The organism is Kitasatospora sp. NPDC059599, assembly GCF_042735125.1.
Lineage (GTDB): Bacteria > Actinomycetota > Actinomycetes > Streptomycetales > Streptomycetaceae > Kitasatospora.
This window is the reverse complement of sequence record NZ_JBHWCL010000008.1, coordinates 12,162-38,575: the sequence shown is the minus strand read 5'-3', so window position 1 is coordinate 38,575 and position 26,414 is coordinate 12,162. Positions and strand designations below refer to the sequence as shown.

Sequence of the window (26,414 nt, the reverse complement as noted above, 5' to 3'; positions counted from 1 at the left end):
GAGAGGTCCACAGCTCCGATGACCGTCGCCCCGATCCAAGCGCTGCCCCGACGCCGTGCCCTGCCCGTCGGCCAGAACGGCTCGCTGTGGGAGGCCCGGCCCTCGTGCGGGATCTTCGAGTTCCGTGGCACGCGGCTGCGGATCGCGGTGGAGGACCCCACCGAGATCCTGTTCCCGACCGACTGCGGGCTGAGCCTGATCGCCGCACTCGACGGCGGTGGAGGCCCCGACCTGGAGGGTGTCAGCGCCCTGGACATCGGGGCGGGTTCCGGCCTCTACAGCGTGGCCCTCCTCGCCGCCGGGGCCGGCCGGGTGACCGCGCTGGACATCAACCCCGCCTCCGCCGCCCAGACCGCCGCCAACGTGGCGGCCAACGGCCTGGACGCCACCCGGCTGACCTGCGTCACCTCGCCGCTGGCGGAGTACGGCCCCGACGAGCGGTTCGATCTCGTGATCACCAACCCGCCGCACCTCCCCTACGACCCGAGCTATGCGCGGGGTGACGGGCTGGAGACCGCGCTCGTCGCCCGCAGCGGCGGCCGTGCGGTGTACGAGGACGTCGTCGAGCGCATCGACGCGCTGCTCGTGCCGGGCGGCACCCTCCTGATGGCGCACTCCTCGCTGGCCGACGTCCCCCGGACCGTCAGGGAGCTCACCGCGCGGGGCTACGAGAGCGGCACGCTCGAAATCTTCGAGATGGACATCCCGCTCCTGACGTACGCCGAGCACAAGGACACCATGCTGAGGCTCCTGAGGGAACGGCGGGCCGCGGGCCTGGCGGAGTTCGACGGGTCGCGCTTCACCGTGCACGTCCTGACGTTCCGGCGCCCCCGGGACGCCGGCCGCCGCTGACACCTCCTCACGACCGAGCGGCCCCGGACGACGCGTCGGCCCTGTCCTGCATCAACCGCGCGATGTCGGCCAGGGTGGCGGCGTCCGCCAGCTCGTCGTGGTCGATCACGAGTCCGGGCTCCTGCTCCAGCACCAGGGAGAGCTCCACCACGAACAGCGAGTCCAGGCCGAGCGCCGTCGGCGTGGCTCCGGGGGAGACCAGCTCGGGCTCCACCTGGAACCTGTCGACCAGGACGTTGATCAGGATGTCGTACACGTCGTCCCTCCAGAACGGGTCAGTGCGGGTGGGTGAGGCGGGGCCACACCAGGGTGGTGGCGCCCCAGGTCAGTCCGCCTCCGAAGGCGGTGAGCAGGACGCGGTGTCCGGGCGCGAGGTCCCCCGCGCGGTGAGCGTGATCGAGCAGGACCGGGATCGACGCGGCCGACGTGTTGCCGACCTGCTCGATGTTGGACAGCGCACGGTCCGCCGTCAGCCCCAACCGTTCGGCGAGCATCGCGGTGATCCGTGCGTTCGCCTGATGCGGAACGATCCGGTCCACCTCCTGCGGCTTCCACCCCGCGGCGTCAAGCGCCGCGCGGGAGGCGGAGGCCATGTGCTGCACGGCCCGCCGGAACACCTCCTGGCCCTCCAGCCGCAGGTACGGATCGGCCGGGGTGCCGCGTGCCGCCGATCGCTCCTCGGATCCGCCGCCGCGCACCGTGATCAGGTCGAGGCCGCCGCCGTCGCTGCCCAGCACGCACGGCCCCAGGGCGCCGGGTTCGTCGCAGTGGCCGGAACGGAGCACGACGGCGCCGGCGCCGTCGCCGAAGAGCATGCTCGTGGGGTCGTCGGGGGCGACGCTCAACGACAGCACGTCGGTACCGATCGCCAGAACGGTGTCGGCCGTGCCCGCAGCGATCAGGCCCTGTGCGACACCCAGGGCGTAGAGGAAGCCCGCGCACACGGCCTGGACGTCCAACGCGGCCGCACCGGCCATTCCCAGCCGCGCGGCGACGCTCGGAGCGGTACCGGGACACGGCCTGTCCGGTGACGTCGTCGCGACGACCACGGCTGCGACGTCGCCGACCGCCGACCCGGCCAGCGCCTCGCGACCGGCCGCGACCGCCAAGTCCCCACTGGTGGTTCCCGACTCGACGACGTGCCGGAACCGGATGCCGGAGCGCCGGAACATCCACTCCGGTGCTCGGCCCAGGCGCTCGGCCAGCTCGCCGTTGGCCACCCGACGCGGCGGCAGACACGAACCGACCCCCACCAGGACGGCCGCCGGGGCTCGTTGATCCCTCACTTCTCCACCCTCGACGGTACGGCCCGCGTTCGACGTCCCGCCGTCCGGAACGCCGGCACAGGACGAGCGGGGCGCCGTACGGACACTGAAGGCGACAGCACTCGGCGTGGTCGCACGGACACGCGGTGTCCCGCGCGGCTCAGTCGTATCACGCCCGACAGCCCGGCGGATCCCGCGACTCGCAGCCCCGGGGCGGCCGCGCGGAGGAGCGGGGCCGCCCCGCACTCCCCGAATGTGCGGTCGCGTCGCGGGAAGGTGACAAGTCCTCACATCGCTGTGCCCAAAGCCCGATTGACGCGCACAGAACCCTCACGCGTGTAGCGGAAATCTCATCTCGGCGACGCCCGGAGCCAACGTGCCGGTTACACACGGTCGGTACGCTGGACACCACGGTGATCGGCGACGGACCGAGGGGAGGCGGCAGTGACGGTACGGCGGATCTCGCGCGGCAAGCGCCTCGCCCTCCTGCTGGCCGCGGTCGTCTCGGCCGTGCTCGCCGCACTCGGGTCCGGCTCGCAGGCGTTCGCCGCCGAGCCGCTGCCGCAGTCCACGGCCGCCGACGGACACCCCGCCTGGAAGGTCCACCACCTCACCGAAGCACCGACCCAGCGCGCCACCGCCCACCACCGTACGAGCGGCGGCACGGCCGCTCGTACGGCCGTCGGCGCGGCGACCGACACCGGCACCGGCGCGGCGCCCGCGTCCGGCCCGGTGCCCAGGGGGCCCGTGCCCGACGCCAACGGGTCGAGACCGGCCGCACTGTCGCGCCTCCAGGTGTTCCGCTGCTGACGGCTCCCGCGAGCTGACCGCACCGCGCACGGTTCCGGCGTGCGCCCATGACGGGCGCGTGCGGCTTCGCCGTGCCCTCAGGCGGCGACCGCCCGGAACCTCCGGGCCTCGTCCGGCCATCGGACCCGCGGCCCCACGGCCGTCCCGCGTCAGCCCGCTCCGCTGCCCCACGACAGCAGCTCCCCGCCCGGCACCACCCGGGCGGGCAGAAGGAGACCCCTCATGCAGTCCCTAGTGACGCACGCCCGCGTCTTCCCGCACCGGCTCGCCACCAGCGGCCACGACCTCGGCGGGCTCTCCGCCGGGCAGGCACCCGAAGCCCTCTTCATCACCTGCTCCGACTCCCGCGTGGTCCCGGCCCTGATCACCGGCTCCCGCCCCGGCCAGCTCTTCGAGCTGCGCACCGCCGGGAACATCGTGCCCGCCTACGACACGGCCGCCCCCAGCGGCGAGGCCGCCACCATCGAGTACGCCGTCGACATCCTGCAGGTCCCGGACATCATCGTCTGCGGACACTCCCACTGCGGGGCCATCGGGGCCCTGGTCCGGGCCGAGGACCTGGACCCCGTCCCCGCCGTCCGGACCTGGCTCGAACACGCCGCCCCGCCCACCCGACACCTCGCGCCCGTCCCGGCCCACGACCAGGACGAGGACGTCGCGCGCCCCGTGCAGCGCAACGTCCACGCCCAGCTCGACCGGCTGCGCACCTACCCGGGCGTGACCCGCCGACTGGCGGAGGGCACCCTGCGACTGCACGGCTGGTACTACGAGGTGCACACCGGCACCGTCCTCGCCGGCTCCGACCGGGGGTTCCTGCCGCTGTGAACACTCCCCACCGCTCCCACGGCTCCGACCGCCCCGACGCCGCCGGCCGGTCCGGCCGCTCCCTGCTGCGCGCCCCGTTGGCGCACTGGCGCCAGGACCTGCCCGCCTCCCTGGTCGTCTTCCTGGTGGCCGTCCCGCTGTGCGTCGGCGTCGCCGTCGCCTCCGGCGTGCCCGCCGAACGCGGCCTGATCACCGGCATCGTCGGCGGACTCGTCGTCGGCTTGCTCCCCGGCAGCAGCCTGCAGGTCAGCGGGCCGGCCGCCGGCCTGACCGTCCTCGTCCACGACGCCGTCCAGAAGTTCGGGCTCCCCTCGCTGGGAGCCGTCGTCCTCGCAGCCGGACTCCTCCAGGTCGCGATGGGCCTGCTGCGCATGGGCCGCTGGTTCCGCGCGATCTCCCTGTCGGTCGTCCACGGCATGCTCGCCGGGATCGGGCTGATCCTGATCCTCGGGCAGCTCTACGCCGTCTCGGGGCGGTCGGCGCCGGGCTCCGGCACCGCGAAGGTCGCCGGGATCCCGGCCCTGCTCGGCGACTGGCTGACCGGCCGGGCCGCGATGACCGCCGTCGCCATGACCGCCGCCACCGTGGCCCTGCTGATGTGCTGGAAGAAACTGCCCGCCCCCGTCCGGGCGGTGCCCGCCCCGCTGGCGGCGGTCGCCCTCGCCGCGGGCGCGACCGCGCTCCTCGACCTGGACGTCCCCCGGGTCCGGGTGGACGGCCTGCTCGGCGCCGTCGCCGTCCCGACCGCCGACGGCCTCGGCGCCGTCGCGAGCGCGGCGGGCCTGGGCACCGTCCTCGCGTTCGCCGTCATCGCCTCCGCCGAAAGCCTGTTCAGCGCCGCCGCGGTCGACCAGATGCACGACGGCCGCCGCACCGACTACGACAAGGAGCTCACCTCCCAGGGCATCGGCAACACCCTGTGCGGGCTGCTCGGCGCCCTGCCGATGACCGCCGTGATCGTCCGCAGCGCTGCCAACGTCCAGGCCGGGGCCCGGACCAAGGCCTCCCGCGTCCTGCACGGCGTGTGGCTGCTGCTGTTCGCCGCACTCGTACCGGCGGCCCTGGGGCTGGTACCGCTGGCCGTCCTCGGCGGCGTGCTGATCCACGCCGGCGGCAAACTGATCCCGCTGCGGCAGGGCGCCGCCCTGTGGCGGGCGCACCGCAGCGAGGTCGTCGTGCTCACCGCCACCGCGGGGGCGATCGTCGTCACCAACCTCTTCGAGGGCGTCCTGCTGGGGGTGGCCCTCGCCGTCGCCAAGAGCGCCTGGCAGACCTCCCAGCTGCACATCGACCTCACCGACACCGGGGACGGCGGCCCGCTGCACGTCCGGCTGAGCGGCAACGCGACCTTCCTGCGGCTGCCCAGGCTGCTGGACACCCTGGAATCCCTGCCGACCGACCGCGCGGTCGACCTCGACTGGAGCGACCTGCGACACCTCGACCACGCCTGCCGCACCGCCCTCCTCACCTGGGCCGACCAGCACGCCGCACGGGGCAGCGCCGACGTCCGGCTGCAGCCACCCCTGGCGGTGAGCGCCTGACGTCCTGACCGCCGGCGTGTGGGCGGGCCGCTCCGACGGGGCGCCCGCCCACACGCACCGGCCCGAGCCGGCGGGGCACGCCGCGGCACGCCCCGCCCGGCGTCCGCCGTCACCGGCGGCGCAGCAGCCCGAACCCCGCCGGGGCGACCTCGTCGCCGGCTCGGTTCCCACCACCGCCGACCACACCGTCCGGACTCGCGCCCCGCCCGCCCACCTGCGCCGGCGCAGCACCGACGCCCGCCCGCCATCCGGACGTCCTCGCGGCCCGGCGCCGCGAACGAGCCCGCATCCACGGCGAGAAGGGCTTGGGCAGGGGCGGACGGCCGCCGAAATTCGTGTGATCCGGCCGAGTGGCACCGGCACACTGACGCCATGACTGGTCCTGCACTGCCCCACCTGCTTCGACCACGCGCCCTGAGGTCCGGAGACCTCGTCGTCATCGCCTCGCTGTCCGGTGCGCTGCCGGCCGCTCACGAGCCCAATGTCGAACGGACGGTGGTGGTGCTGGAACGGATGGGCCTCCGCGTGCGTCGGGCCCCGCTGCTCGAAGCAGGACGCCGCCACTGGTGGAGCGCCGCCACCCCGGCGGAGATCGCCGGGGAGTTCAACGGCCTTCTGCGTGACCCCGAGGTGCGCGCGATCATCGCGAGCGACGGCGGCCAGACGGCGCTCGGCTACCTCGACCTGATCGACATCGAGGCGATCAGGGCCGACCCCAAGCCGATCCTCGGCTACAGCGACATCTCACTGCTGCACCTCGTGCTCCATGCGCGCACGGGCCTGGTCGGCTTCCACGCCGACATGGCCGTCCCCGGCTTCGGCGGAAACTGGCAGTCCGCGCCCGTGGCGCGCCGGGCGGAACTCGAAGAGCTCTACGCCAGGTTGCTGACCGGCACCGAGGCGATCGGTGCGCTGCCTGCGAGCCCGTCGTGGGAGTGCTGGCGTCCCGGTCGTGCCGAAGGCCGGCTGATCGGCGGGGTGATCAACCGCATCGTGCTGGCACAGGCGACGCCCTTCGCGCTGCCGCTCGAACGGTTCGACGGCGCGGTGCTGTTCTGGGAGGAGATGGGCGGCCACGCATCGCACGTGTGGAGCTATCTGCAGGTGCTGCGGCACTGCGGCATCCTCGATCGGATCTCCGGCATGGTCGTGGGCGTTCCGCGCGAGATCAGCGGGCTGGAACCCGGCGCGTCCCCGACCCTGCCCGAGATCGTCCTCGACGTCCTCGGCGACCGTGACATCCCGGTCCTGGGCAACGTCGAGTTCGGGCATGCCGGCCCGAATCTGCCGATGCCGGTCGGCATCCGGGTCGGCCTCGACGCACAGCAGCGGACGTTGTCGTTGCTTGAACCGGCGGTAGGGCCGCACGCGATGACGGGGCCGGTCGGCCGGGTACCTCCCGGTGATCCGGAGGCTCGGCTCCTGACGTGAGGGATCACCGACCCGGTGAACGCATGTGGTCGGCGCACTAGACTTCCGCGCTGTGACCAGCCGCCCCGTGACCCTGCTCGACGTGGCCCGGGCCGCCGGGGTGTCCAAGAGCACCGCCTCCGACGCGCTCCAGGGCTCCGGCCGCGTCGCCGACGCCACCCGGGAGCGCATCCGGGCGGTGGCGCGGGACCTCGGCTACCGGCCCAACACGGCGGCCCGGAGTCTGCGCCGGTCCAGTACGGGGGCGATCGGCCTGCACCTGCCGCGGACCGCCACGCGTCAGGACTACTACATGAACCTGGCGTTCGGCGCGGTCGAGCGGGCCAGGGAGGACGGGCTGGACCTCGTCCTGCTCGCGCCGGGGACGGCGACGGGCGGCGGACTCGCCGCCCGGGTCGACGGCCTGCTGGTCATCGACCCCGAGGTCGAGGACCCGCAGGTCCCGGACCTGCTGGCCGCGGGCGTCCCGGTGGTCACCGGCGAACGCTACCTGGGCGGGGGCGCCGCCCCGAGCGGAGCGGTGGTGTGCGACAACGCGGCCTCGCTGCTCGCGTTGCTGGACCACCTCGCCGAGCGCGGCGCGCGCCGCCCGGCGCTGCTCGCGCCCGGTCCCGGCTCGGACTGGGCCGCCGCGCTGCGGGCGGCCGCCGACGCCTGGAGCGCGCGCGAGGGCGTCGAAGTGGTCGTGCGGACGGTCCCGTTCGCCGCCACGCCGGCCGAGGCCGAGGCCGCCACCGCGGACCTGATCGGCGACTTCCCGGCCACCGACGCGGTGGTCTGTGCCCCTGACGGCGCCGTTCCGGGCGTGCTGGCGGCCGCGGCGCGGGCCGGTCTGCAGGTGGGCTCCGGCCTGCTGGTGGCCGCCTGCGTCGACGGCGCGGCGGCCCGCGGCTCCAACCCCCGGGTGACCGCGGTCGACCTGCGCCCGGCCGAGTACGGGCGTGCGTGCGCGGCCCTGCTCAGTGAGCTGCTCGCGGGGGCGGCCGGGCCCGGAGCCGTACGGCGGCACGACTGGACGCTGAAGGTCCGGGAGTCCACGGCGGGCCGGGCCTGACACCGGTGCGGGGGCCGGCCCGGTTCCCGTCCGCCGTCGTCGGGACCGATCGACGGCCGCTTCTTCAACGCCGGTGTCGGCACGGCTCGGTGGCGATCGGTCAGGACTGGGGCAGCCGTCACGCGGCGCGGGTCGCGGCGAGCGGGGTGAGGGCGGCGTACGCCAGTGGCGCGGAGGGATCGATGGAGAGGTCCAGCGGGGCGGGCCGGGCGCCGGAGCGCACCAGCAGGTCGCCGATGGCGGCGATCATGGCGCCGTTGTCGGTGCACAGCCGCAGAGCGGGGACGCGCACGGTGATGCCGGCGGCCGCGCAGCGCTGCTCGGTGAGGGCGCGGATACGGGAGTTGGCGGCGACGCCGCCGACCACGACGAGGGTGTCGATGCCGTGGTCGGTGCAGGCCCGCACGGCCTTGCGGGTGAGGGTGTCCGCGATGGCCTCCTGGAGGGCGGCGGCGGCGTCCGGGACGTGCGGTTCGGTGCCGGCGGCGCGTTGGGCCTCGACCCAGCGGGCGGCGGCGGTCTTGAGCCCGGAGAAGGAGAACGCGTACGGCGGGTCGTCCGGTCCGCTGAGCGGGCGGGGGAGGCGGACGGCGGCCGGGTCGCCGTGGCGGGCGGCGCGGTCGATCGCGGGGCCGCCGGGGTAGGGCAGCCGGAGGATCCGGGCGACCTTGTCGAAGCACTCGCCGGCCGCGTCGTCCAGGGTGTCGCCGAGGTGGACGATCGGGTCGCGGGCGAGGTCGCGCACCAGCAGCAGGGAGGTGTGCCCGCCGGAGACGATCAGCACGATGCACGGGTTGGGCAGCGGCCCGCCGTCGAGGGTGGCGGCGGCGACGTGCCCGGCGAGGTGGTGGACGCCGTGCAGCGGGACGCCGAGGGAGAAGGCGTAGCCCTTGGCGGCGGCGAGGCCGACCTGCAGCGCCCCGGACAGGCCGGGGCCGGTGGTCACGGCGACGGCGCCGACGTCGGCCAGGGTGAGCCCGGCCCGGTCCAGGGCCTCCTGGACGACGGGGGCCACGGCGTGGACGTGGGCGCGGGCGGCGATCTCGGGGACGACTCCGCCGTAGCGGGCGTGCTCGTCCATGGACGACGCGACGGCGTGCCCCAGCAGCACGCCGTCGCGCACCAGACCGGCGCCGGTCTCGTCGCAGGACGACTCGATTCCGAGCACCACCGGTGGTTCCGCCATCGCACGGCTCCCTTATTGCCTAACTCTTGCAACTGCGAGAGATTAGCAAGAGGGTGTCTGGTGCTCGCTCCGGGCCGGGCGACCTGCCGCCCGGCCCGGAGTGCCGCTCAGCCGGCGGCCCGGTCGGCTGAGGCGACGGGGCCGTACAGCTCGGGGCGGCGGGTCTGCAGGAGGCCGAACTCCCGCCAGTCCCGGCACTGGTCGAGGTCGAGGTCGGCGACCAGGACGGTGGGCCGGTCGCGGGGCGCGCGGAGCACGATCCGGCCGTAGGGGTCGGAGATGAAGGACGAGCCGTAGAACGTCGACCGGCCTTCGGTGCCGATCCGGTTGGGCACGATCATGAACAGCGCGTTGGCGAGGCCGTTGGCGCTGATGGCGTGCTCCCACATGGGCCGGGTGTCGAAGCCGGGCAGGTCCACCTCGGAGCCGATGGCGGTGGGGTGGACGAGGACCTCGGCGCCGTTCAGTGCGTAGGCGCGGGCGAGTTCGGGGAACCACTCGTCCCAGCAGGTCGGGAAGCCGAAGCGGGCGCCCTGGTGGGCCACGACGGGGAAGCCGCTGTCCCCGGGGCGGAAGCACAGGTCCTCGCGGTACCCGGGGAAGGCCGGGATGTGGTTCTTGCGCGTGCGGCCGACGAGTTCGCCGTCCCGGTCGACGCAGACGGCCGTGTTGTAGCCGAGCCCGCCGTCCTCGGCGCACTCGTAGAGGGACGCGTGGACGCTGATGCCGAGACCCGTGGCCAGTTCGGCGGCGAGGCGGACGGTGGGCCCGGTCTGGACGTCCTCCAGGTAGCGGGCGGCGCCGTCCGCCATCGGGTCGTCGGTGTTGCAGAAGTAGGGGCTGCGGGTCAGCTCGGGCAGGCACACCACCGTCGCACCCTGCGCCGCGGCGAGGGCCACGCCCTCGCGCAGCCGGTCGTCGTGCTCGTTCGGGTCGCTGTACCAGCGCATCTGCACGAGTCCGACGCGCAGCGGCTCGCGTTCGGCGGGCTTGGTGCGGCCGGGGGAGCCGAGGGGGGAGCCGAAGGACGTGAGGAGGGCGTACTCGGTCACGGCCGGACCGCCTCGGACTGCGGCCGGGTCGTCCGGCCGGTGCGGGCGACGGGCCTCGCGGCGGCCGGCCGGCCGGTGGTGGTGGGCGCGGGCATGGGGGGCTCCTTCGGTGTGTGTGGGGGCTGTTCACCTGCGTCAAGCTGGCTGAAATTTCAGTCAGGACCGTCGGCGTGAAGAGGAATGTAGCTCTTGCCGGAACGTTCCGGCAAGGGCCGGCCGACCCGGGAACGCGGCACTCCGACGCCGGGCGCTCCGGTGGCGGGCCGCTCCGGCGCTCCTGCGCGTCCGTCGACAGCAATCGACAGCGACCGGCAGCGATCGACAGTGATCGGGCCGGGAGCGATCGGGAGTGATCGGGAGTGATCTGGAGAAGAGGCCTCCGGCTCTTGCCTCCGGCCGAGTAAGTGATCTTAACTATGCATCCATGGAAGCGGATCCGCCGCGATCCGTCGCCGCTGACCTCGACGGCACCCCCATGCGCTGCCCCGTTCCGCCCGTCTCCCAGGGTCGCTGACCGGCCTTCACCTCGGTGCTCCGTGCCCGGTCGAAAGCGATCCGGCCGGGTGCCACCACGCACCGGCACCGCGCCGTCGACCCCGCGCTGACCACCCTCCCCCAGGAAATGAGGTCTGGCTTTGTCGGATACGCGCCACCCCCACCGCACCAGCACCGACCAGGCCGCCGCACACCCGGCGCACCCCGCGCGTCCCGTGCGCACGCCGCGCACCCCGACGGCCGACGACGGCCGGCTCGCGGAGCCGACGGCAGGACAGCAACGGCTCTGGGTGCTGTCACAGTCCGACGGCGCCAACGAGGCGTACAACGAGACCCTGGCCTTCACCCTGCGCGGCCCGCTGGACCGCGCGGCGCTCGGCCGCGCGCTCGACGGACTGGTCGCCCGGCACGAGGTCCTGCGCACCCGGCTGGTCGCCACCGAAGGCGGCGTCCACCAGCTGATCGGCCCGCCCGACTCCGGCTACACCCTCGCGATGGACGACCTGACCCGGCTCCCGGACGCTGCAACGCGCGTCACGGCCCTCCAACACGCCGAAGCCGCAACGCCCTTCGACCTCGCCCGGGGCCCACTGGCCCGCGGCCGGCTGATCGCCCTGGCCGAGCACCACCACGTGCTGCTGCTGACACTGCACCACGCCGTCTTCGACGGCTGGTCCATGAACGTGATGCTGCGCGAACTCGGCACGCTGTACACGGCCTTCCGCGACGGCGCGGCGTCCCCGCTGCCGCCGCTGCCCCTGCAGTACGCCGACTACGCCCGCCGGCAGCGGGAATGGGAGTCCGGGGACGAACCGGCGGCGCAGGCCGCGTACTGGCGGGAAGCCCTGGCAGGCGCGCCGACCCTGCTCGAACTGCCCACCGACCACCCCCGCCCGCCGGTGCAGGACCACCGCGGCGGCCGGGTGCCCGTCGCCCTCGACGGCGAACTCGGCGCCGCCCTCAAGGCGCTCGCACGGCAGCAGGGCGGCACGCTGTTCTCGGCCGTCCTGGCCGGCTGGTCCGTGGTGCTGTCGCGGCTGACCGGCCAGCGCGACGTCGTCATCGGCGTCCCGACCGCGAACCGCCACCGCGGCGCCTACTCCGACCTCATCGGGTTCTTCGTCAACTCCCTGGCCGTGCGCGTCGACCTGTCGGACTCGCCGACCGGATCGGCCGTGCTGAAGCAGGTGCGCGGCACGCTGCGCGACGCCCTGAAACACCAGGACCTGCCGTTCGAGCAGGTGGTGGAACTGGTCAACCCGCCGCGCAGCACCGCCCACCCGCCGCTGTTCCAGACCATGGTCGCCTGGCAGCCCTCCCGGAGGAACCTGCTGGACCTGCCCGGGATCGAGGCGGAGCCGCTCGCCATCCCCTACGCCGGGGCCAAGTTCGACCTGGCCCTGTCGCTGTCCGAGGAGGACGACGGCCGGGTGGTCGGCCATCTCGACTACGCCGGCGCGCTGTTCGACCACGCCACGGCCGAGCGGTACGCGGGCTACCTGCACCGGGTGCTGACCGGACTCGTCGACCGGCCCGACCTGGGCGTGGACGACCTGGAGCTCATGGACGAGGCGGAGCGCCGACGGGTGCTGTCGGAGTGGAGCGGCGCCGACCGGGCCCACCGGAACGGCCGCGCCGTCGCGGGCGACCGTCGGGACGAGATCGACGAGACCGACGGGACCGACGAGCCCACCGCCCCGGCCGGGCTGGTCGAGCGCTTCCAGGCCCAGGTCCGGACCCGCCCCACCGCTCCCGCCCTGGTCCGCGAGGGGGAGCGGCTCGACTACGCGACACTCGGACGCCGGGTCAACCGGCTGGCGCACGCGCTGATCGCCCGCGGCGTCGGCCCGGACCAGGTGGTCGGACTGCACTGCGGACGCTCCACCGAACTGGTGGTGGGCGTCCTCGGCATCCTCACCGCGGGCGCCGCCTACCTGCCGCTCGACCCCGGCCAGCCCGTCGAGCGGCTGGCCGCGATGGTCGAGGACGCGGCACCCGCCCTGGTGCTCAGCGACACCGACGACCCGACCGGGAGCCGGCAGTCCCTGCGAGGGGTCGAGGCCGAGGCGCACCGCGACGACGCCCCGGGGACCACCGCCGGACCGAAGCACCTGGCCTACGTCATCTACACCTCGGGCTCCACCGGCCGCCCCAAGGGCGTCGCGGTGACCCGCGGCAGCGTCACCAACCTCTTCGACACCTGGCTGGCCCGGTTCGGGGCCACCCCCGGCGAGGCGGTCTCCGCCTGGTCGAGCATCGGATTCGACGCCTCCGTACACGAGTTGCTGCTGCCGCTCACCACCGGCGCCGTCCTGCACCTCGTCCCCGACGACCTGCGCGGCGACCCGGGCGAACTGCTGGCCTGGATGCGCGAACACCGCATCGTGCAGGCGTTCCTGCCGCCGTCCTACGTCAAGTGGATCGACGAGGACCCGCAGGCGTGCCTGGACGGGCTGGCGCTGCGTCAGCTGCTCACCGGGGTGGAGTCCCTCCCGGAGAAGGCGCTGCACCGCATCCGGCAGGCGCTGCCCGGCCTGCGGATCTGCTACGGCTACGGTCCGACCGAAGCCACCCTCTACAGCACCGCCTACACCGACCCGCAGCCGCTGGACCGGCAGTGCCCGATCGGCCGCCCCCTGGACAACACCCGTCTCTACCTGCTCGACCGGCGGCTCCGGCCGGTGCCGACCGGGGTGGCCGGCGAGGTCCACCTCGGCGGGGCGAGCCTCGCCCGGGGCTACCTGCACCGCCCGGACCTGACCGCCGAACGGTTCGTCGACGACCCCTTCGTGCCCGGCGAACGCCTCTACCGCACCGGCGACCTGGCCCGCTGGCTTCCCGACGGCAACGCCCAGTACCTCGGCCGCAGTGACGACCAGGTCAAACTGCGCGGCTTCCGGATCGAACCCGGGGAGGTCGAGGCCGCGCTGCTGGCCCTGCCCGGCGTGCACGAGGCGGCGGTGCTGGCCGACCGCGACGCCGCGGGCGAACTGCGCCTGGTCGCGGGCCTGGGCCGGGGCGACGCGCAGCCGCGTCCGCCGCACGAGTGGCGCGCCGCCCTGTCGCGGCGCCTGCCGGACTACATGATCCCCGCACTGTTCGTGGAACTGCCGCACCTGCCGCTCAACCGCAGCGGCAAGCTGGACCGTGCCGCGCTGCTGACCGCGGCCCGCGCCGCCACCCACACCCAGGTCAACACGGCGAGCCCGCGGGACCACGTCGAGATGGCGCTGCACACCATCTGGCGCCGGGTCCTGCTCCACCCCGGCATCGGGATATCCGACAACTTCTTCGACCTGGGCGGCACTTCCCTGTCCGCCATCAAGGTCGCCCTGGCCGTCCGCGAGGAGTTCGGCGAGACCCTGCCGATCCGCGACATCGTGCAGAACCCGACCATCGAGGCCCTGGCCGAACGGCTCCGAGCGGGGGCGTCGGGCGCACCCGACGGCAACCTGGTCGAGTTCCGCGCAGGGGACGGACGGCAGCGGGTGGTCTGCGTCCACCCGGCCGGCGGCACCGCCTTCTGCTACCTGCCGCTGGCCGCGGCGCTGCCCGACCAGGTCGGCGTCCTCGGCGTGCAGTCGCCCGGGATCAACCCCGGTGAGACGCCGCTTCCCACGGTCGAGGCCATGGCCGAGCACTACCTGTCCCTGGTCGACCCCCGGCCGGACGAGTCACTGGTGCTGTGCGGACTCTCCTACGGCGGCCTGGTCGCCCACGAGATGGGGCGCCGACTGGCCCTGGCCGGGCACACCCGGCTCAGCGTGGTGATGCTCGACACCCACGGGACCGAGGACGCGGAGGAACTCGCCGCGATCGAGCCCGTGGACATGGCGGACTTCCGCGACAAGCTCATCAGGTTCAACGGCATGTACCCGGGGATCGAGGACGAGCAGATCGACCGGTACTTCCGCATCTACAACCACAACCGGATGACCGCCCGCGACTACCGGGCGCAGCCCACGGCGGCCCGGCTGGTGCTGGTCGAGGCGGCCGGGGACGGAACCGGGGACGGAACCGGGGACGGATCCCCGGAGCAGGACGAGTCGCAGGCGGAGGGGCAGGCCCAGGCCCAGACCCAGGAGCAGGCGGGTGACGTGCGCGCGTTCTGGACGCCGCGGGCCGGCGGCGGTCTGCTGGTCGAGCCGGTCGCCTGCGGCCACTGGGACCTGCTGGAGAGCGCGGCGGTGCCCCGGATCGCCGCGCTGATCACGGCCGAACTGGACCGCGTCCCGGGCTCCCCACCGCCGTCCCCGTCCCCGTCCCCGGTCGCGGTCGCGGTCCCGGCCCCGGCCCCGGCCTCGATCCCGGCCCCGGCCGTGCCCGCAGCCGGACACCCGGCCGCCGGATCCGCCGCGTCCGCCACGTCCGCCGGGGAGGCCTGATGCGTGCCGAGAACGCCGTACCCGTCACACCCCCTGCCACCGGCCTGGCCCGGGCCGTGCACGAGCAGGCGCTGCGCACCCCGCAGGCCCCCGCGCTGGTCGACGGCGACGTCCGGCTGGACTACACCGGCCTCGACACCGCCGCCGCGGCCGTGGCCCACGGGCTGCGCCGGGCCGGTGTCCGGCCCGGCCAGGCGGTGGCCGTCTGCCTGCCGCGCTCCTGGCAGCTCGTCTGCGCCATGCTGGGCGTCCTGCGGCTCGGCGCCCGGGTCGTCCCGCTGGACGCGCAGAGCCCGGCGGAACGCCGGCGCCACATCCTGACCGACTCGTCCAGCGTGGCACTGATCCACGGCGGCACGGCCCCCGACGACCTGCCGGGCCGGGTGCGTCCGCTGGCGGCGGCGGCGCTGCTCGCGGCCGGACCCGGCGACCCCACGGAGGTCTTCACCGGGGCGCCGGTCTCCTTCCTCTTCTACACCTCCGGCACGACCGGCCGCCCCAAGGGCGTCGAGGTACGGGACGCCGGCATCCTGCGGCTGGCGGCACCCGGGTACATCGGCATCACGGAGGGCGCGCGCTATGCCTGCCTGTCCAATCCGGCGTTCGACGCCCTCAGCTTCGAGGTCTGGGTGCCGCTGCTGACCGGCGGCTGCTGCGTCGTCCTCGGCGACGAGGCCGTCCAGACACCGCACCGGCTGGCCGCCGCCCTGCTGCGGGAGCGCATCGACACGGCCTTCGTCACGGTGGCCCTGTTCAACGCGGTGGTGGACACGGAGCCGTCCTGCTTCGCCGGGGTCGGACAACTGCTGGTCGGCGGCGAGCAGCTCAACGCCCGGCTGATCCGCCGCTGGTACCGGCACAACGCGGCGGCCCCCACCCGGCTGTACAACGTCTACGGCCCCACCGAGGCCACCACCTTCGCGCTGTGCCACCCCATCCCGCGCGACTTCGACGCTGACCTGGTCCCGATCGGACGGGCGCTGCCGCAGACCGAAGCCCTGCTGGTGGTCCCGGACGGCGGACGGACCGCATCGACCGGCGAGGTGGCCGAACTCCACCTGGCCGGCGCGGCCCTCGCGGCCGGCTACCGCAACCTGCCCGAGGAGACGGAGCGCCGCTTCGTCCGGCTGCCCTGGCACGACGGCGGCCGCACGCCGTACTACCGCACCGGAGACCTGGTGCGCGCCGACGCAGACGGCCGGATCGCGTACGTCGGGCGCGCCGACCGGCAGGTGAAGGTCCGCGGCTTCCGGATCGAACCCGGCGAGCTGGAGCGGCAGATCGTCACGCACCCGGCGGTGCGGCAGGCGTACGTCTGCACCCGCCGGGTCGGCGAGCACGGCCCGAACGAGCTGCTGGCCTACGTCGTCCTCGGGGAGGAGATCCCGTTCGAGGAGTTCGACCGCCATCTGGCGGCCGGACTGCCCGCCTACATGAGGCCCCATCACATCCACCTCGTGGACGCGCTCCCGCTGACCGCCAACGGCAAGGTCGACCGGGACGCACTGCTGCGCCGGGACGACCGGCCCTGGCGCCGCCCGGACGGCGACCGTCCGGACACCGGGGCCACCACCGCCCTCCAACAGGAGGTCCTGGACCTGGCGGCCGAGGTGCTCGGAGTACCGGACCTGCGGCTGGACGACCGCTGGATCGCCTGCGGCGGCGACTCGCTCAAAGCCCTGAGGCTGCGTTTCGAGGCACGCCGGCGCTGGGGCTGCGACCTGCCCCAGGCCCGGGTGCTGACCGGGGACCTGGCCGCGATCGCCCGGGCCGTCGCCGAAGCCGGACCCGCCGCCGACTCGCCGTACCCGGCCCCGCCCGCCCCCACCCGGGCACGCTCGGCGCCCGCCACCAGCGAGCAGCAGCGCCTGTGGCTGCTGCAGCAGCGGGCACCGCGCTCCCGCGCCTACGCCGTGGAGCTGGCCTTCCGCCTGGACGGCACGGTCGACGCCGACGCGCTGCACGCCGCGCTGCAGGCGCTGGTGCGGCACCACGCGGCCCTGCGCACGGCCTTCGAGGCCACGCCCGAGGGCCTGCGCCAGACCGTCGGGGAGCCCTACGACCCGTGGACCGGACCCGGCCCCGAGGCGGCCGACGACGCCGGTCGGGGCGGCGCCGGTGGGGACGGCGCCGGTGAGGACGGCGCGCGCGCCGCGGCCGACGGCTTCTTCGCCGAGCCGTTCGACCTCGCCGACCCCCGGATGCTGCGCGCCCGCTGGCTGCCGCAGGACGGCGGCGGCGTGCTGCTGCTCCACCTGCACCACATCGCGGTCGACGGCTGGTCGCTCAACGTCCTGCTGGCGGACCTCTCGTCCGGCTACCGGCAGGCGATCGTCGGAGCTGCGGAGGCTTCGTCCCCCACTCCCGTCCCCACCCCGCTGGACTACGCGGCCTGGCAGGCCGACTGGTTCGCCGGCCCCGCCTACCCGGCCCAGCGCGCCGAACTGCGGGCCCACTACGCCCGCGCCGACGAGGACGCCGACCGGGACCGGACGGACCCGACCGGTACTGCCGCCTTCCCCCCGGCCCGCCTGCTGCACACCTCCCTCGACGTCGTGCGGCGCGCCGCCGTGGACCGGCTCTGCGCCGACCTGGGCATGACCCGTTTCGAGGTGCTGCTCGGCGTGTTCGCCTGGAGCCTGTACGGCGTGACCGGCGGGACCGGCCCGCGGATCGCCGCGCCGGTGGCCAACCGGCCGGTCCAGGAGTTCGAGGCCAGCGTCGGCATGTTCGCCAACACCGTGCTGCTGCCGCAGGCCGTCACGCCCCGCGAGGACCTGCGCGCCCAGCTGCTGCGCCTGGGCGCCGACGCCCGCCGGGTGCTGGACCGTCAGCACGTCGCGCTGGCCGACGTCCTGGCCGACCGGGAGCCGGCCACCGGAGCCGACTCCCCGTTCGACTACCTCTTCGTGCTGGAGAACACCGACTTCGCCGCGCTGGCCCTGCCCGGCTGCGCCTCCCGCCCGCTGTGGAGGGCCCCGGCCGAGGCCAAGTGCCCGATGACGCTGTCCGTGGTCGAGCACGAGGGCGGCCTCGACTGCCTGTGGGAATACGCCGACGACCGCTTCGACGCCGACGAGGTCGCGGCGATGGCGGGCCTGTTCCGGCGGGGCCTGGACCTGCTCGCCGACGGCGGGACGGCGACCCCGGCCGAACTCGCCGCACCCTACCGCCGCCGACTGCCCCAACCCGGGCGCGGCACCGCGACCACACCGACCTGGACGACGGTGGCCGAGGGCTTCGCCCGGCAGGTCGCCCGCACACCCGACGCACCGGCGCTGATGTCCGAAGGCCGGTCGGTGAGTTACGCCGCGCTCGACGCCCACGCGGCGGCGCTCGCCGCCGAACTGCGGGCCGCCCACCCGCTGCCGGAGCAGGACGACCGTCCGTGCTGCGTCGCGCTACACCTGCCGCCGTCGGTCGAGCACGTGGTGGCGATGCTGGCACTGGCCCGGCTCAACGTGACCATCGTGCCCCTGGACCCGTCCTACCCGCCGGCCCTGCGCCGGCAGGTACTGGACCAGGTGGAACCGGTGTGCGTGCTGCTCCCGCCGGACGGCGACCCGGAGTTCGACGCCGTCGACCCGGGCCGCATCGCGCGCCACCCGGTGGTGCTGTCACCTGCCTCGCCCGACCCGGCCACCGCCACGGCCACCACCACCGCCGGTACCTCCACCGCCGGAACGGCTACCGCCGGCCCGGCGCACCGCGGCGCCCGGCCGCTCTACACCCTGTTCACCTCGGGCTCCACCGGCGTTCCCAAGGGCGTTCAGGTCTCCGACCGCACCCTGTGCAACCTGGTGCAGTGGCAGGCGGAAGCGGGAGGGCTGGCCGGTCCGGCGGTCACCCAGCAGTTCTCCATGCTCTCCTTCGACGTGTCCTTCCAGGAGGTCTTCGGGACGCTGTGCGGCGGCGGCCTCCTCCACCTCGTGCGGCCCGGCTGGCGGCAGGACGCCCCCGCGCTGCTGGAGCAGCTGGAGACGGCCGGCGCCGAGCGCGTCTTCATGCCCTACGTGGCACTCCAACTCCTCGCCGAACACGGCGTCCACCTGGGCCGCTATCCGTCGCGGCTGAAGGACGTGGTCACCGCCGGCGAGCAGCTGGTGTGCACCGAGGCGATCCGCCGCTGGTTCGCGGGCCTGCCGGGCGCCCGGCTGTTCAACCACTACGGCCCCACCGAGACGCACGTGGTGAGCAGCCTGTGCCTGGACGGCGATCCGGACCGCTGGCCGGAGCGTCCCGCCATCGGCCGGCCGGTGGCCAACGCGGTGCTCACGGTGGTCGACGAGGCCGACGAGCCCGTCCCGCCCGGCCGCCCCGGCGCCCTGCTGATCGGCGGCACGATGGCCGCGCGCTGCTACCTGGGCGACCCGGCGCTCGACGACGCCCGCTTCGTCGAGCTGCCCGGCCTCGGCCTGTGCTACCGCAGCGGCGACCGGGCCCGCTTCGACCGGCAGGGACTGCTGCACTTCCTGGGCCGGGACGACGACCAGATCAAACTGAGCGGACACCGCCTCGAACTCGGCCAGGTCGAGGCGGCCCTGCTGCGGCACCCGGACGTCGTCAACGCCGTCGTGGTCCGCGACGGCGACGACCTGGTGGCCTGCCTGCAGTGCCGCGGGGAGGCGCCCACGGTGCGGGAGCTCACCGCGCACCTGGCACCGATCCTGCCCGGCCACGTCCGGATCGCCCGCTTCCGCGTGCTGGGGGAACTGCCCAGGACCCCCAGCGGCAAGCTCGACCGCCGGGGCGCCCTGCGCTCCGCCGGGCGGGAACTGCTCCGGCCGACGGCCCGCGGCATCGGCCTGTCCGCACGCGAAGCCCAGCTGACCGTGGCGTTCGAGACGGTCACCGGTGCGGCGATCGACCCGGGACAGACCTTCTTCGAGGCCGGAGCCTCCAGCCTGGGGCTGATGCGCTTCCAGCTCCACTGCACCACCGCACTGGGCCTGCGCTTCACCGTCGCCGACCTGTTCGAACACGTCACCGTGCGGGCGCTGGCCGACTTCCTGGACCGCTCGGCACCGGCCGCCGACACCGCTGTGTCGACCTCTGTGGTGACCGTGGTGCCGGCCGGCGTCGCCGGATTCATCGGTGCCACCGGACGGCTCGTCGCCGACGCACCGGTCGCCGCTGAGGAAGCGTTTGCCGCCGGTGGGCCGATCGCCGAGGACGAGCCGATCGCGGTCGTCGGGATGGCGGTACGCCTTCCGGGCGCCGCCGACCTCGCCGCGTTCTGGCGGATGGTCACCACGGGCGGCATCGGCATCGAGCACTTCGACGCCGCCGACGGCCTGGTCGGGGCGCGCAGCCAGCTGGACGGCCCGCTGGCCTTCGACCCGGACCACTTCGGCATCAGCCGGCAGGAGGCCCGGCTGATGGACCCCCAGCAACGACACCTGCTGATGAGCTGTGTCGAGGCACTGGCACACGCCGGCATCGCCGATCCGTCCGGCCGGCGCGTCGGCCTGGTCGCCGGGGCCGGCGAGAACACCTACTTCCAGTCCATGCTCCGCGAGGCCGACCCCGAACGCCTGCCCGACGTCTTCCAGTTGGCCCTGCACCACGACAAGGACTACCTCGCCACCAAGGCGGCCTACCACCTCGGGCTGACCGGTCCCGCCTTCACCACCCAGGCGGCCTGCGCCAGTTCGCTGGTCGCCGTCCACGTCGCCGCCGGGCTGCTGCGCCAGGGCGATGCCGAGGTGATGCTGGCGGGCGGCGTCCTGGTCGACCCGACCCTGACCGGCGGATACCGGTACCAGCCGCAGCACATCTTCTCCGTGGACGGCCTCTGCCGGCCCTTCAGCGACGACGCGAGCGGCACCATCGGCGCGAGCGGCGTCGGCGTGGTGGTGCTCAAGCCGCTCCGCCTGGCCCGCCGCGACGGCGACACCGTCTACGCCCTGATCACCGGCTCGGCGGTGAACAACGACGGCTCCGACAAGCTCAGTTACAGCGCCCCCTCGCTCGCCGGGCAACGCGAGGTGATCCGGGCCGCCCTGCGCCGCAGCGGCCGCAGCGGCGCCGACCTCGGCTACGTCGAGGCCCACGGCACCGCCACCCGGCTCGGCGACCCGGTCGAGGTCGGCGCCCTGCGCCAGGCCTTCGACCTGGACCGGTCCGGCCACTGCGCGCTGACCTCGGTCAAGAGCCAGATAGGACACCTGGGCGCGGCGGCGGGCGTGGTCGGACTGGTACGGGCCGCGCTCGCGGTCCACCACGGCGTCATCCCGCCCAACGTCGGCTTCCACGCCCTCAATCCGCAGCTCGGCGCCGACCCGACGCCGTTCTACGTCCCCACCGAGGCCCGGCCCTGGCCCACCGGCCGGGACAGGATCGCGGCGGTCAGCAGCTTCGGGATCGGCGGCACCAACGCCCATGTGGTGCTGGAGGCCGACAGACCGGCCCCGGGGACGGCGGAGGAAGCCGGAGCCGGCCCCGAGGCGGGCAAGGCGGGCCTGACGGCGGCCGACACGGCAGCGGACACCTCCGTGCTCCCCTGCCTGGTGCTCTCCGGCAGCAGCGAAGCGGGCCTGCGCGCCGACGCCGCCCGGATCGCCGACTACCTGGCGGCCCGTCCGGCCGCCTACCCGCAGGTGCTGCGCCACCTCCGGGCGGGCCGTCCCGCGCGCCGTCGCCGGCTGGCGGCGGTCTGCCCCGACGCCTCCACCGCCGTGGCCTGGCTGCGCGACGCGGGCCCGATCACCGACGCCGGACCGGGGGACACCCGGACCGGAACGGGGGACACCCCGAGCGGAACGGGGGACACCCGGTACGGGCCGGCGGTCCCGGGCGAAGGCCTCACCGCCGAGGAGACGGCCGCCGCCTGGCTGTCCGGCGAGCGGATCGGCCGTCCCGCCGGCCCGGCCCAGGCGCCGTGGGACTTCCCGCCACCGGCCTTCGAGCTGACGGAGTTCGACTTCCCCCGCGCCGCAGCGGCACCGGACCGCTCCGGTCCGGCCGCCGCCGTTCCGTCGCGCCTCCCGGAGCACGCCTGGCTGCACCAGCCGCACTGGGCACGGCTGCGCCGCGCGGGCACCGCGATCGGCGCGCGCAGCTCCCGGCTGCTGGTGCTGCTCACCGACGGACCGGCACCCCCGGACGCGGTCCGCGCCTTCGAGGCCGCCTACGCCCGGGTGGTGCGGGTCAGCGCCGCCGGGGCGTTCGCCCGGCGCGGTGAGGACGTCTACGAGGTCGATCCGGCCGATCCGGCCTCGCTCGGCCGGCTCCTCGACGCGCTGACGGGTGCGGGCTCGCGCGCGGCCCTCGGTGCGGGCGACACCGGCTCCGCGGGCACCGGCTCCGCGGGCACCGGCTCCGAGCGCGACACCGGAATCGACTGGCTGCACGCGCTGCCGCTGGGCATCGGCGGTCCGGTCGGCCGGGACAGCCTGGCCCGGGCCCGCTGGGCCTGTCTGGACACTCCGGCCGCCCTGGTGCGCGCCGTGGCCGAGGCCGCCGGGCCACTGCGGCTGAGGCCGTGGTGGCTGTCGTACGGGGCGCGGCCGGTGGACGGCCCGGTCCGGCGGCCGGAGGCCGGCCTGCTGGCGGGCGCCGCCGAGGTGGCGCCCCAGGAGGGCGCCGCGGACGGCCACTGGATCGACCTGCCCGACGCCGACCCCGCCCACTGGGCAGCGCCGCTGGCCGCCCTGCTGGCCGGGGCCGCCACGACGGCCCCGGACGCGGCGACGGTCGGACCACCGCCCGCGGCCGGACCACCGCCCGCGGCCGCGGGCGGACTCCCGCGCCGGCTGGCCCTGCGCCGGGGCCACTGGTGGGAACAGGTCGCGCTGCCGGTCTCCGCGACCGGCCCCGGCCCCGTCGGGCTGCCCGCCGGAGGCGTGCACCTGGTCCTGGGCGGCACCGGCGGGATCGGCCGCAGTGTCGCCGCGTGGCTGCTGGAGCACGGCGCCGCGCGGGTGCTGCTGCTGGCGCGGCGGCCCCGGCTGCCGGAGGAGCTGATGCCCTGGGTCGACCGGGTCGAGTTGGTCGACGCCGATCTCGCCGAGTCGGCGCCCGAGGAGATCGCGGCCCGCATCGGCCGGCGCACCGGCCGCCTCGACGGCGTGGTCCACGCCGCCGGGGTCGCGAACGGCGGCCTGATCGCCCGGCGCGACGCCGGGGCGATGTGGCGCGGCTCCGCCGCCAAGCTGCAGGGCGCCCTGCTGGTCGAGCAGTTGATCGAGCGCTACCGGCCGTCGGTGGCGGTGTACTGCTCGTCGATGTCCGCGGAGCTGGGCGGCGTCGGCCAGTTCGACTACGCGGCCGCCAACAGCCTGCTCGACGGCTTCGCGCAGTACCGGTCCGGCGAGGCCGAGACCACGGTCCGGCTGGGTGTGAACTGGGACGTGTGGAGCGAGGCCGGGATGGCGCTGCAGGCGCCGCCGGCCGACGCACGCCACCGGGCCCACCTGTCGGTCGGGCTGACGGTGGCCGAGGGCAAGCGGGTGTTCGCGCGGGCCGTGGGACTGCAGCTGCCGCAGGTGCTGGTCTCCACCACCGGCCTCGACGAGTCCCGCGCGTTCTACGCGGCGCCCGCCCGGGCCGTCGTGCCGCCCGCGACCACGGCGCCCACGGCGTGGACCGGGACCACCGGAACGGCGCCCACGGCGACCACGGCGCCCACGGCGTGGACCGGGACCACCGGAGCCACGCCGGTGCCCGCCGGCGGCGGTACCGCGGCGGCCGAGGCGGCTCGCGGGAGCGCAGCCGTCCTGCTCGGCGACTGGCTGTGCGACTGGCTGGACCTCGACCACGTCGACCCCGACGCCCCGCTCTACGACCTGGGCGTCGACTCGCTGACCCTGCTCGACCTGATCGGCCTGGTGAAACGTCACTTCGACGTCGAGCTTGAACTGACCCGGCTCAGCCACCGGGTCTCCCTCTCCGAGATCCTGACCCGGCTGGCGGAGGCGGCGCCCGTCGGCAGTGCCGGTGCGGACGACGTGGTCCCCGAGGTCTGGCAGCAGGGCACCGGAGACGACGTGCTCTGCCTGGTGCACCCCGTCGGCGGCGACATCCAGGCCTACCGGTCCCTGGTGTCGGCCCTGGGCCCCCGGCTGACCGTCTGCCTGATCGCCGACCCCGCGCTGGCGCGGCCCGGGACGGCGGACTGGAGCCTGGCCGAGCGGGCGCGCCGCTACGCCGCCGCCCTGCGAGCGCGCTTCGCGGACGACACCCACCGGCTGCACCTGGCCGGCTGGTCCTTCGGCGCCTGGGCGGCGATGGGGATGGCGGCGCAGGCGGAGGCGATCGGCCGTCCGGTGCACGGCCTCCACCTGATCGATCCGCCGCCGCCCGGTGCCGGCGTGCGCTTCCAGGACTACGACGAGGGCCGGCTCCAGGCGGTGTTCGCGAACGAGCTGAGCCAGGGCGGGTCCGCGGTGGCCGGTCCCGAGGCGCAGGGCTACGCCGACCGCCTGGTGCGGTGCTGCCGGGCCAACCTGCGGAGCATGGCCGACCACCGGATGCCGCTGCTGAGCGCCACCCCCAGCCACCTGTGGCTGGCCGAGCGGCCGGTGGAGGGACTGCCCGCGCCGGCGTCCCCGGAGGAGCAGCGGGAGCTGTGGCGCCCGCACCTGCCGGAACCCAGTACCTGGCACCGGCTGGACACCACGCACTACGGCATCGTCCGCCCGCCCCACGTGCACGCCGTGGCGGCGGCGATCGACGCGGCGACGGACGGCCCGCCCGGGGGCGGCGTCGACCGTCCCCGGCCGTGACCCCGGCGCGCTCCCCGCACCGGCGGTCCCGTCCGACCCCCACCACCGTCCGACCATCGGAGACCACCCCCGTGAACCCCTACCAGTCCCTACCGGCGCGCTCGTTCTGGCGGTCCGCCGTGGCCGAGCCCGACCCGCTCGCCATCGACGACCTGTGGACGCCCGCGTTCGAGATCGGGCAGGACGACCCGGTCCTCACCGCCGGGTCCTGCTTCGCCGCCCACATCGGCCGCGCCCTGCTGGAGCGGGGCATGAACTGGTACGACGCGGAGCCCGCCCCGCCGGGGCTGACCGAGGAGGAGCGCCGGGCGCGCCACTACGGGGTGTACTCGTTCCGCACCGGGACGATCTACACCGCCGCGGTGCTGCGGCAGTGGCTCTCCTGGGCCTTCGGCCGCACGACCCCGCCCACCGGGGCGTGGTCGGAGGACGGCCGCTCCTACGACCCCTACCGCCCGTCCGTCGAACCCGGCGGCCACGCCTCGGCCGAGGAGATGCTGGCCGCCCGCGGGACGACCCTCGCCGCGATCCGCGACGCCGTCACCGAGGCCGGCTGCCTCATCTTCACCCTGGGCCTGACCGAGGCCTGGCGGGACCGCGCCGACGGCACCGTCCTCCCGTCCTGCCCCGGTACGGTGCGCGGCACCTTCGACCCGGAGCGCCACGTCCTCCACCGGTTCACCTTCGACGAGGTGTACCGGGACCTGGCGGAGGCCGTCGCACTCGCCCGCGAGGCCAATCCGCGGCTGCGCGTCCTGCTGACCGTGTCCCCGCACCCGCTGACCGCGACCGCGACCGGCGACCACGTGCTCACCGCCAACACCCACTCCAAGTCGCTGCTGCGGACGGTGGCCGGGCAACTCACCCTGGACCTCGACGACGTCGACTACTTCCCCTCCTACGAACTCATCACCGGAATCCCGTTCCGGAGCCGGTTCTACGCCCCCAACCTGCGTGAAGTGACGCCCGAGGGCGTCGACTTCGTCATGCGCCACTTCATGACCGCACTGTCGCGGCCCACCGCCGGTCCGCGACCGGACCGGACCGGCGAGCCGTCGGCGGAGCCGAAGGGAGGGGACACCTGTGACGACGCCGTCCTCGACTACTACCGCCCCCGCTAGGTTCCTGCTGCTCGGCGACTCGCACGCGGGCCCGATCGGCCGGGCCGCGAAGGCCGCCCGGATCCCCTTCCAGGGAGGTCCGATCGGCGCCGGCCGCGAGTTCACCGACGACTTCTTCGAGCCGCGCGAACACGACGTGGTGTTCCGCAAGGCCGAGGCCGAACAGTACTACCGGGGCTTCCTGGCCGACCTGGACGTCGACGGCCTCGGACGTCTGACGGTCCCGCTGGTGTCCACCTTCGGCCTCAGCGCGCACTTCGTCGCCACCCGGGAGAACTGGCGCCTCTACCGCCACCGCGACGGCGGCTTCGCCCCGGGCTTCCTGTCCGGGCCGCTGTTCGACGCCGTCGTCCGTGCCACCGTCCGCGACGCGCTGGCCTTCTACCGCCACGCACTCGGCCTGGGCCTGCGGGTCCTGGCCGTGCTGCCGCCGCAGCGGGTGCCGGAGCAGTCCGACCCGGCGGTGTTCACGGCCGCGCAGGAGACCGTCCGCAGCGCGCTCGACGCCCTCGGCGTCGAACTCGTCGACCTGCGCGCCCGCACCACCGGACCGGACGGCCTCCAGCGCCCCGAGTTCTGCGAGACCGACGACGCCATCCACGGCAACCTGGCCTTCGGCCGGCTGATCCTCGCGGATCTGCTGGCCCGCGGCCTGTGACGACCTCGACCCCC

14 protein-coding genes are annotated in these 26,414 nt (G+C 75.0%); 10 read left to right on the top strand and 4 right to left on the bottom strand.

Going from position 1 to position 26,414, the window contains the following annotated elements:
- Positions 1 to 18 precede the first annotated feature (18 nt).
- Entirely contained in the window at positions 19 to 852 is an 834-nt protein-coding gene (locus ACFV04_RS04745; protein ID WP_380335169.1) for a methyltransferase, read from the top strand.
- A 7-nt stretch (positions 853 to 859) separates the two neighbouring features.
- Here ACFV04_RS04745 and ACFV04_RS04740 read toward each other — a convergent pair whose 3' ends face one another.
- Together ACFV04_RS04740 and ACFV04_RS04735 are read right to left on the bottom strand one after the other, a co-directional pair.
- A complete protein-coding gene (locus tag ACFV04_RS04740; protein ID WP_360261098.1) occupies positions 860 to 1,108 on the bottom strand; it encodes an acyl carrier protein in 249 nt (82 codons plus the stop codon).
- A gap of 19 nt (positions 1,109 to 1,127) precedes the next feature.
- Positions 1,128 to 2,138 carry a beta-ketoacyl-ACP synthase 3 gene (locus ACFV04_RS04735; RefSeq protein ID WP_380335173.1) on the bottom strand — a complete coding sequence of 337 codons (1,011 nt, stop codon included), beginning with the start codon at positions 2,136 to 2,138 and terminating at the stop codon, positions 1,128 to 1,130.
- A gap of 423 nt (positions 2,139 to 2,561) precedes the next feature.
- On the opposite strand from ACFV04_RS04735, the gene ACFV04_RS04730 reads away from it, so the two are divergent.
- From ACFV04_RS04730 to ACFV04_RS04710, 5 genes are all read left to right on the top strand, one after another.
- A complete protein-coding gene (locus ACFV04_RS04730; RefSeq protein ID WP_380526799.1) occupies positions 2,562 to 2,927 on the top strand; it encodes a hypothetical protein in 366 nt (121 codons plus the stop codon).
- Between the two features lie 222 nt (positions 2,928 to 3,149).
- Entirely contained in the window at positions 3,150 to 3,752 is a 603-nt protein-coding gene (locus tag ACFV04_RS04725) for a carbonic anhydrase (RefSeq protein WP_380526797.1), read from the top strand.
- Entirely contained in the window at positions 3,749 to 5,293 is a 1,545-nt protein-coding gene (locus tag ACFV04_RS04720; RefSeq protein ID WP_380526795.1) for a SulP family inorganic anion transporter, read from the top strand. Before ACFV04_RS04725 ends, ACFV04_RS04720 begins: the two co-directional genes overlap by 4 nt.
- A gap of 372 nt (positions 5,294 to 5,665) precedes the next feature.
- Entirely contained in the window at positions 5,666 to 6,724 is a 1,059-nt protein-coding gene (locus ACFV04_RS04715) for an LD-carboxypeptidase (RefSeq protein WP_380526793.1), read from the top strand.
- A gap of 52 nt (positions 6,725 to 6,776) precedes the next feature.
- On the top strand, positions 6,777 to 7,778 hold the full coding sequence (locus ACFV04_RS04710) for a LacI family DNA-binding transcriptional regulator (protein ID WP_380526791.1): 1,002 nt from the start codon (positions 6,777 to 6,779) through the stop codon (positions 7,776 to 7,778).
- A 118-nt stretch (positions 7,779 to 7,896) separates the two neighbouring features.
- Here ACFV04_RS04710 and tsaD read toward each other — a convergent pair whose 3' ends face one another.
- Both tsaD and ACFV04_RS04700 read right to left on the bottom strand, forming a co-directional pair.
- Positions 7,897 to 8,964, bottom strand: coding sequence for a tRNA (adenosine(37)-N6)-threonylcarbamoyltransferase complex transferase subunit TsaD (gene tsaD / locus ACFV04_RS04705; protein ID WP_380526789.1), 1,068 nt, complete (start codon positions 8,962 to 8,964; stop codon positions 7,897 to 7,899).
- A 107-nt stretch (positions 8,965 to 9,071) separates the two neighbouring features.
- On the bottom strand, positions 9,072 to 10,016 hold the full coding sequence (locus ACFV04_RS04700) for a nitrilase-related carbon-nitrogen hydrolase (RefSeq protein ID WP_380526787.1): 945 nt from the start codon (positions 10,014 to 10,016) through the stop codon (positions 9,072 to 9,074).
- A 635-nt stretch (positions 10,017 to 10,651) separates the two neighbouring features.
- Between ACFV04_RS04700 and ACFV04_RS04695 the strand changes: the two genes are divergently transcribed.
- The 4 genes from ACFV04_RS04695 to ACFV04_RS04680 all read left to right on the top strand — a co-directional run bounded on the left by ACFV04_RS04695 (position 10,652) and on the right by ACFV04_RS04680 (position 26,400).
- A complete protein-coding gene (locus ACFV04_RS04695) occupies positions 10,652 to 14,896 on the top strand; it encodes an amino acid adenylation domain-containing protein (protein WP_380526785.1) in 4,245 nt (1,414 codons plus the stop codon).
- The gene (locus ACFV04_RS04690; protein WP_380526783.1) at positions 14,896 to 24,621 is read left to right on the top strand and encodes an amino acid adenylation domain-containing protein; all 9,726 of its coding nucleotides are present in this window, start codon (positions 14,896 to 14,898) and stop codon (positions 24,619 to 24,621) included. Before ACFV04_RS04695 ends, ACFV04_RS04690 begins: the two co-directional genes overlap by 1 nt.
- A 71-nt stretch (positions 24,622 to 24,692) precedes the next feature.
- On the top strand, positions 24,693 to 25,742 hold the full coding sequence (locus tag ACFV04_RS04685; RefSeq protein ID WP_380526781.1) for a GSCFA domain-containing protein: 1,050 nt from the start codon (positions 24,693 to 24,695) through the stop codon (positions 25,740 to 25,742).
- The gene (locus ACFV04_RS04680; RefSeq protein ID WP_380335203.1) at positions 25,705 to 26,400 is read left to right on the top strand and encodes a hypothetical protein; all 696 of its coding nucleotides are present in this window, start codon (positions 25,705 to 25,707) and stop codon (positions 26,398 to 26,400) included. Before ACFV04_RS04685 ends, ACFV04_RS04680 begins: the two co-directional genes overlap by 38 nt.
- Positions 26,401 to 26,414: the final 14 nt, after the last annotated feature.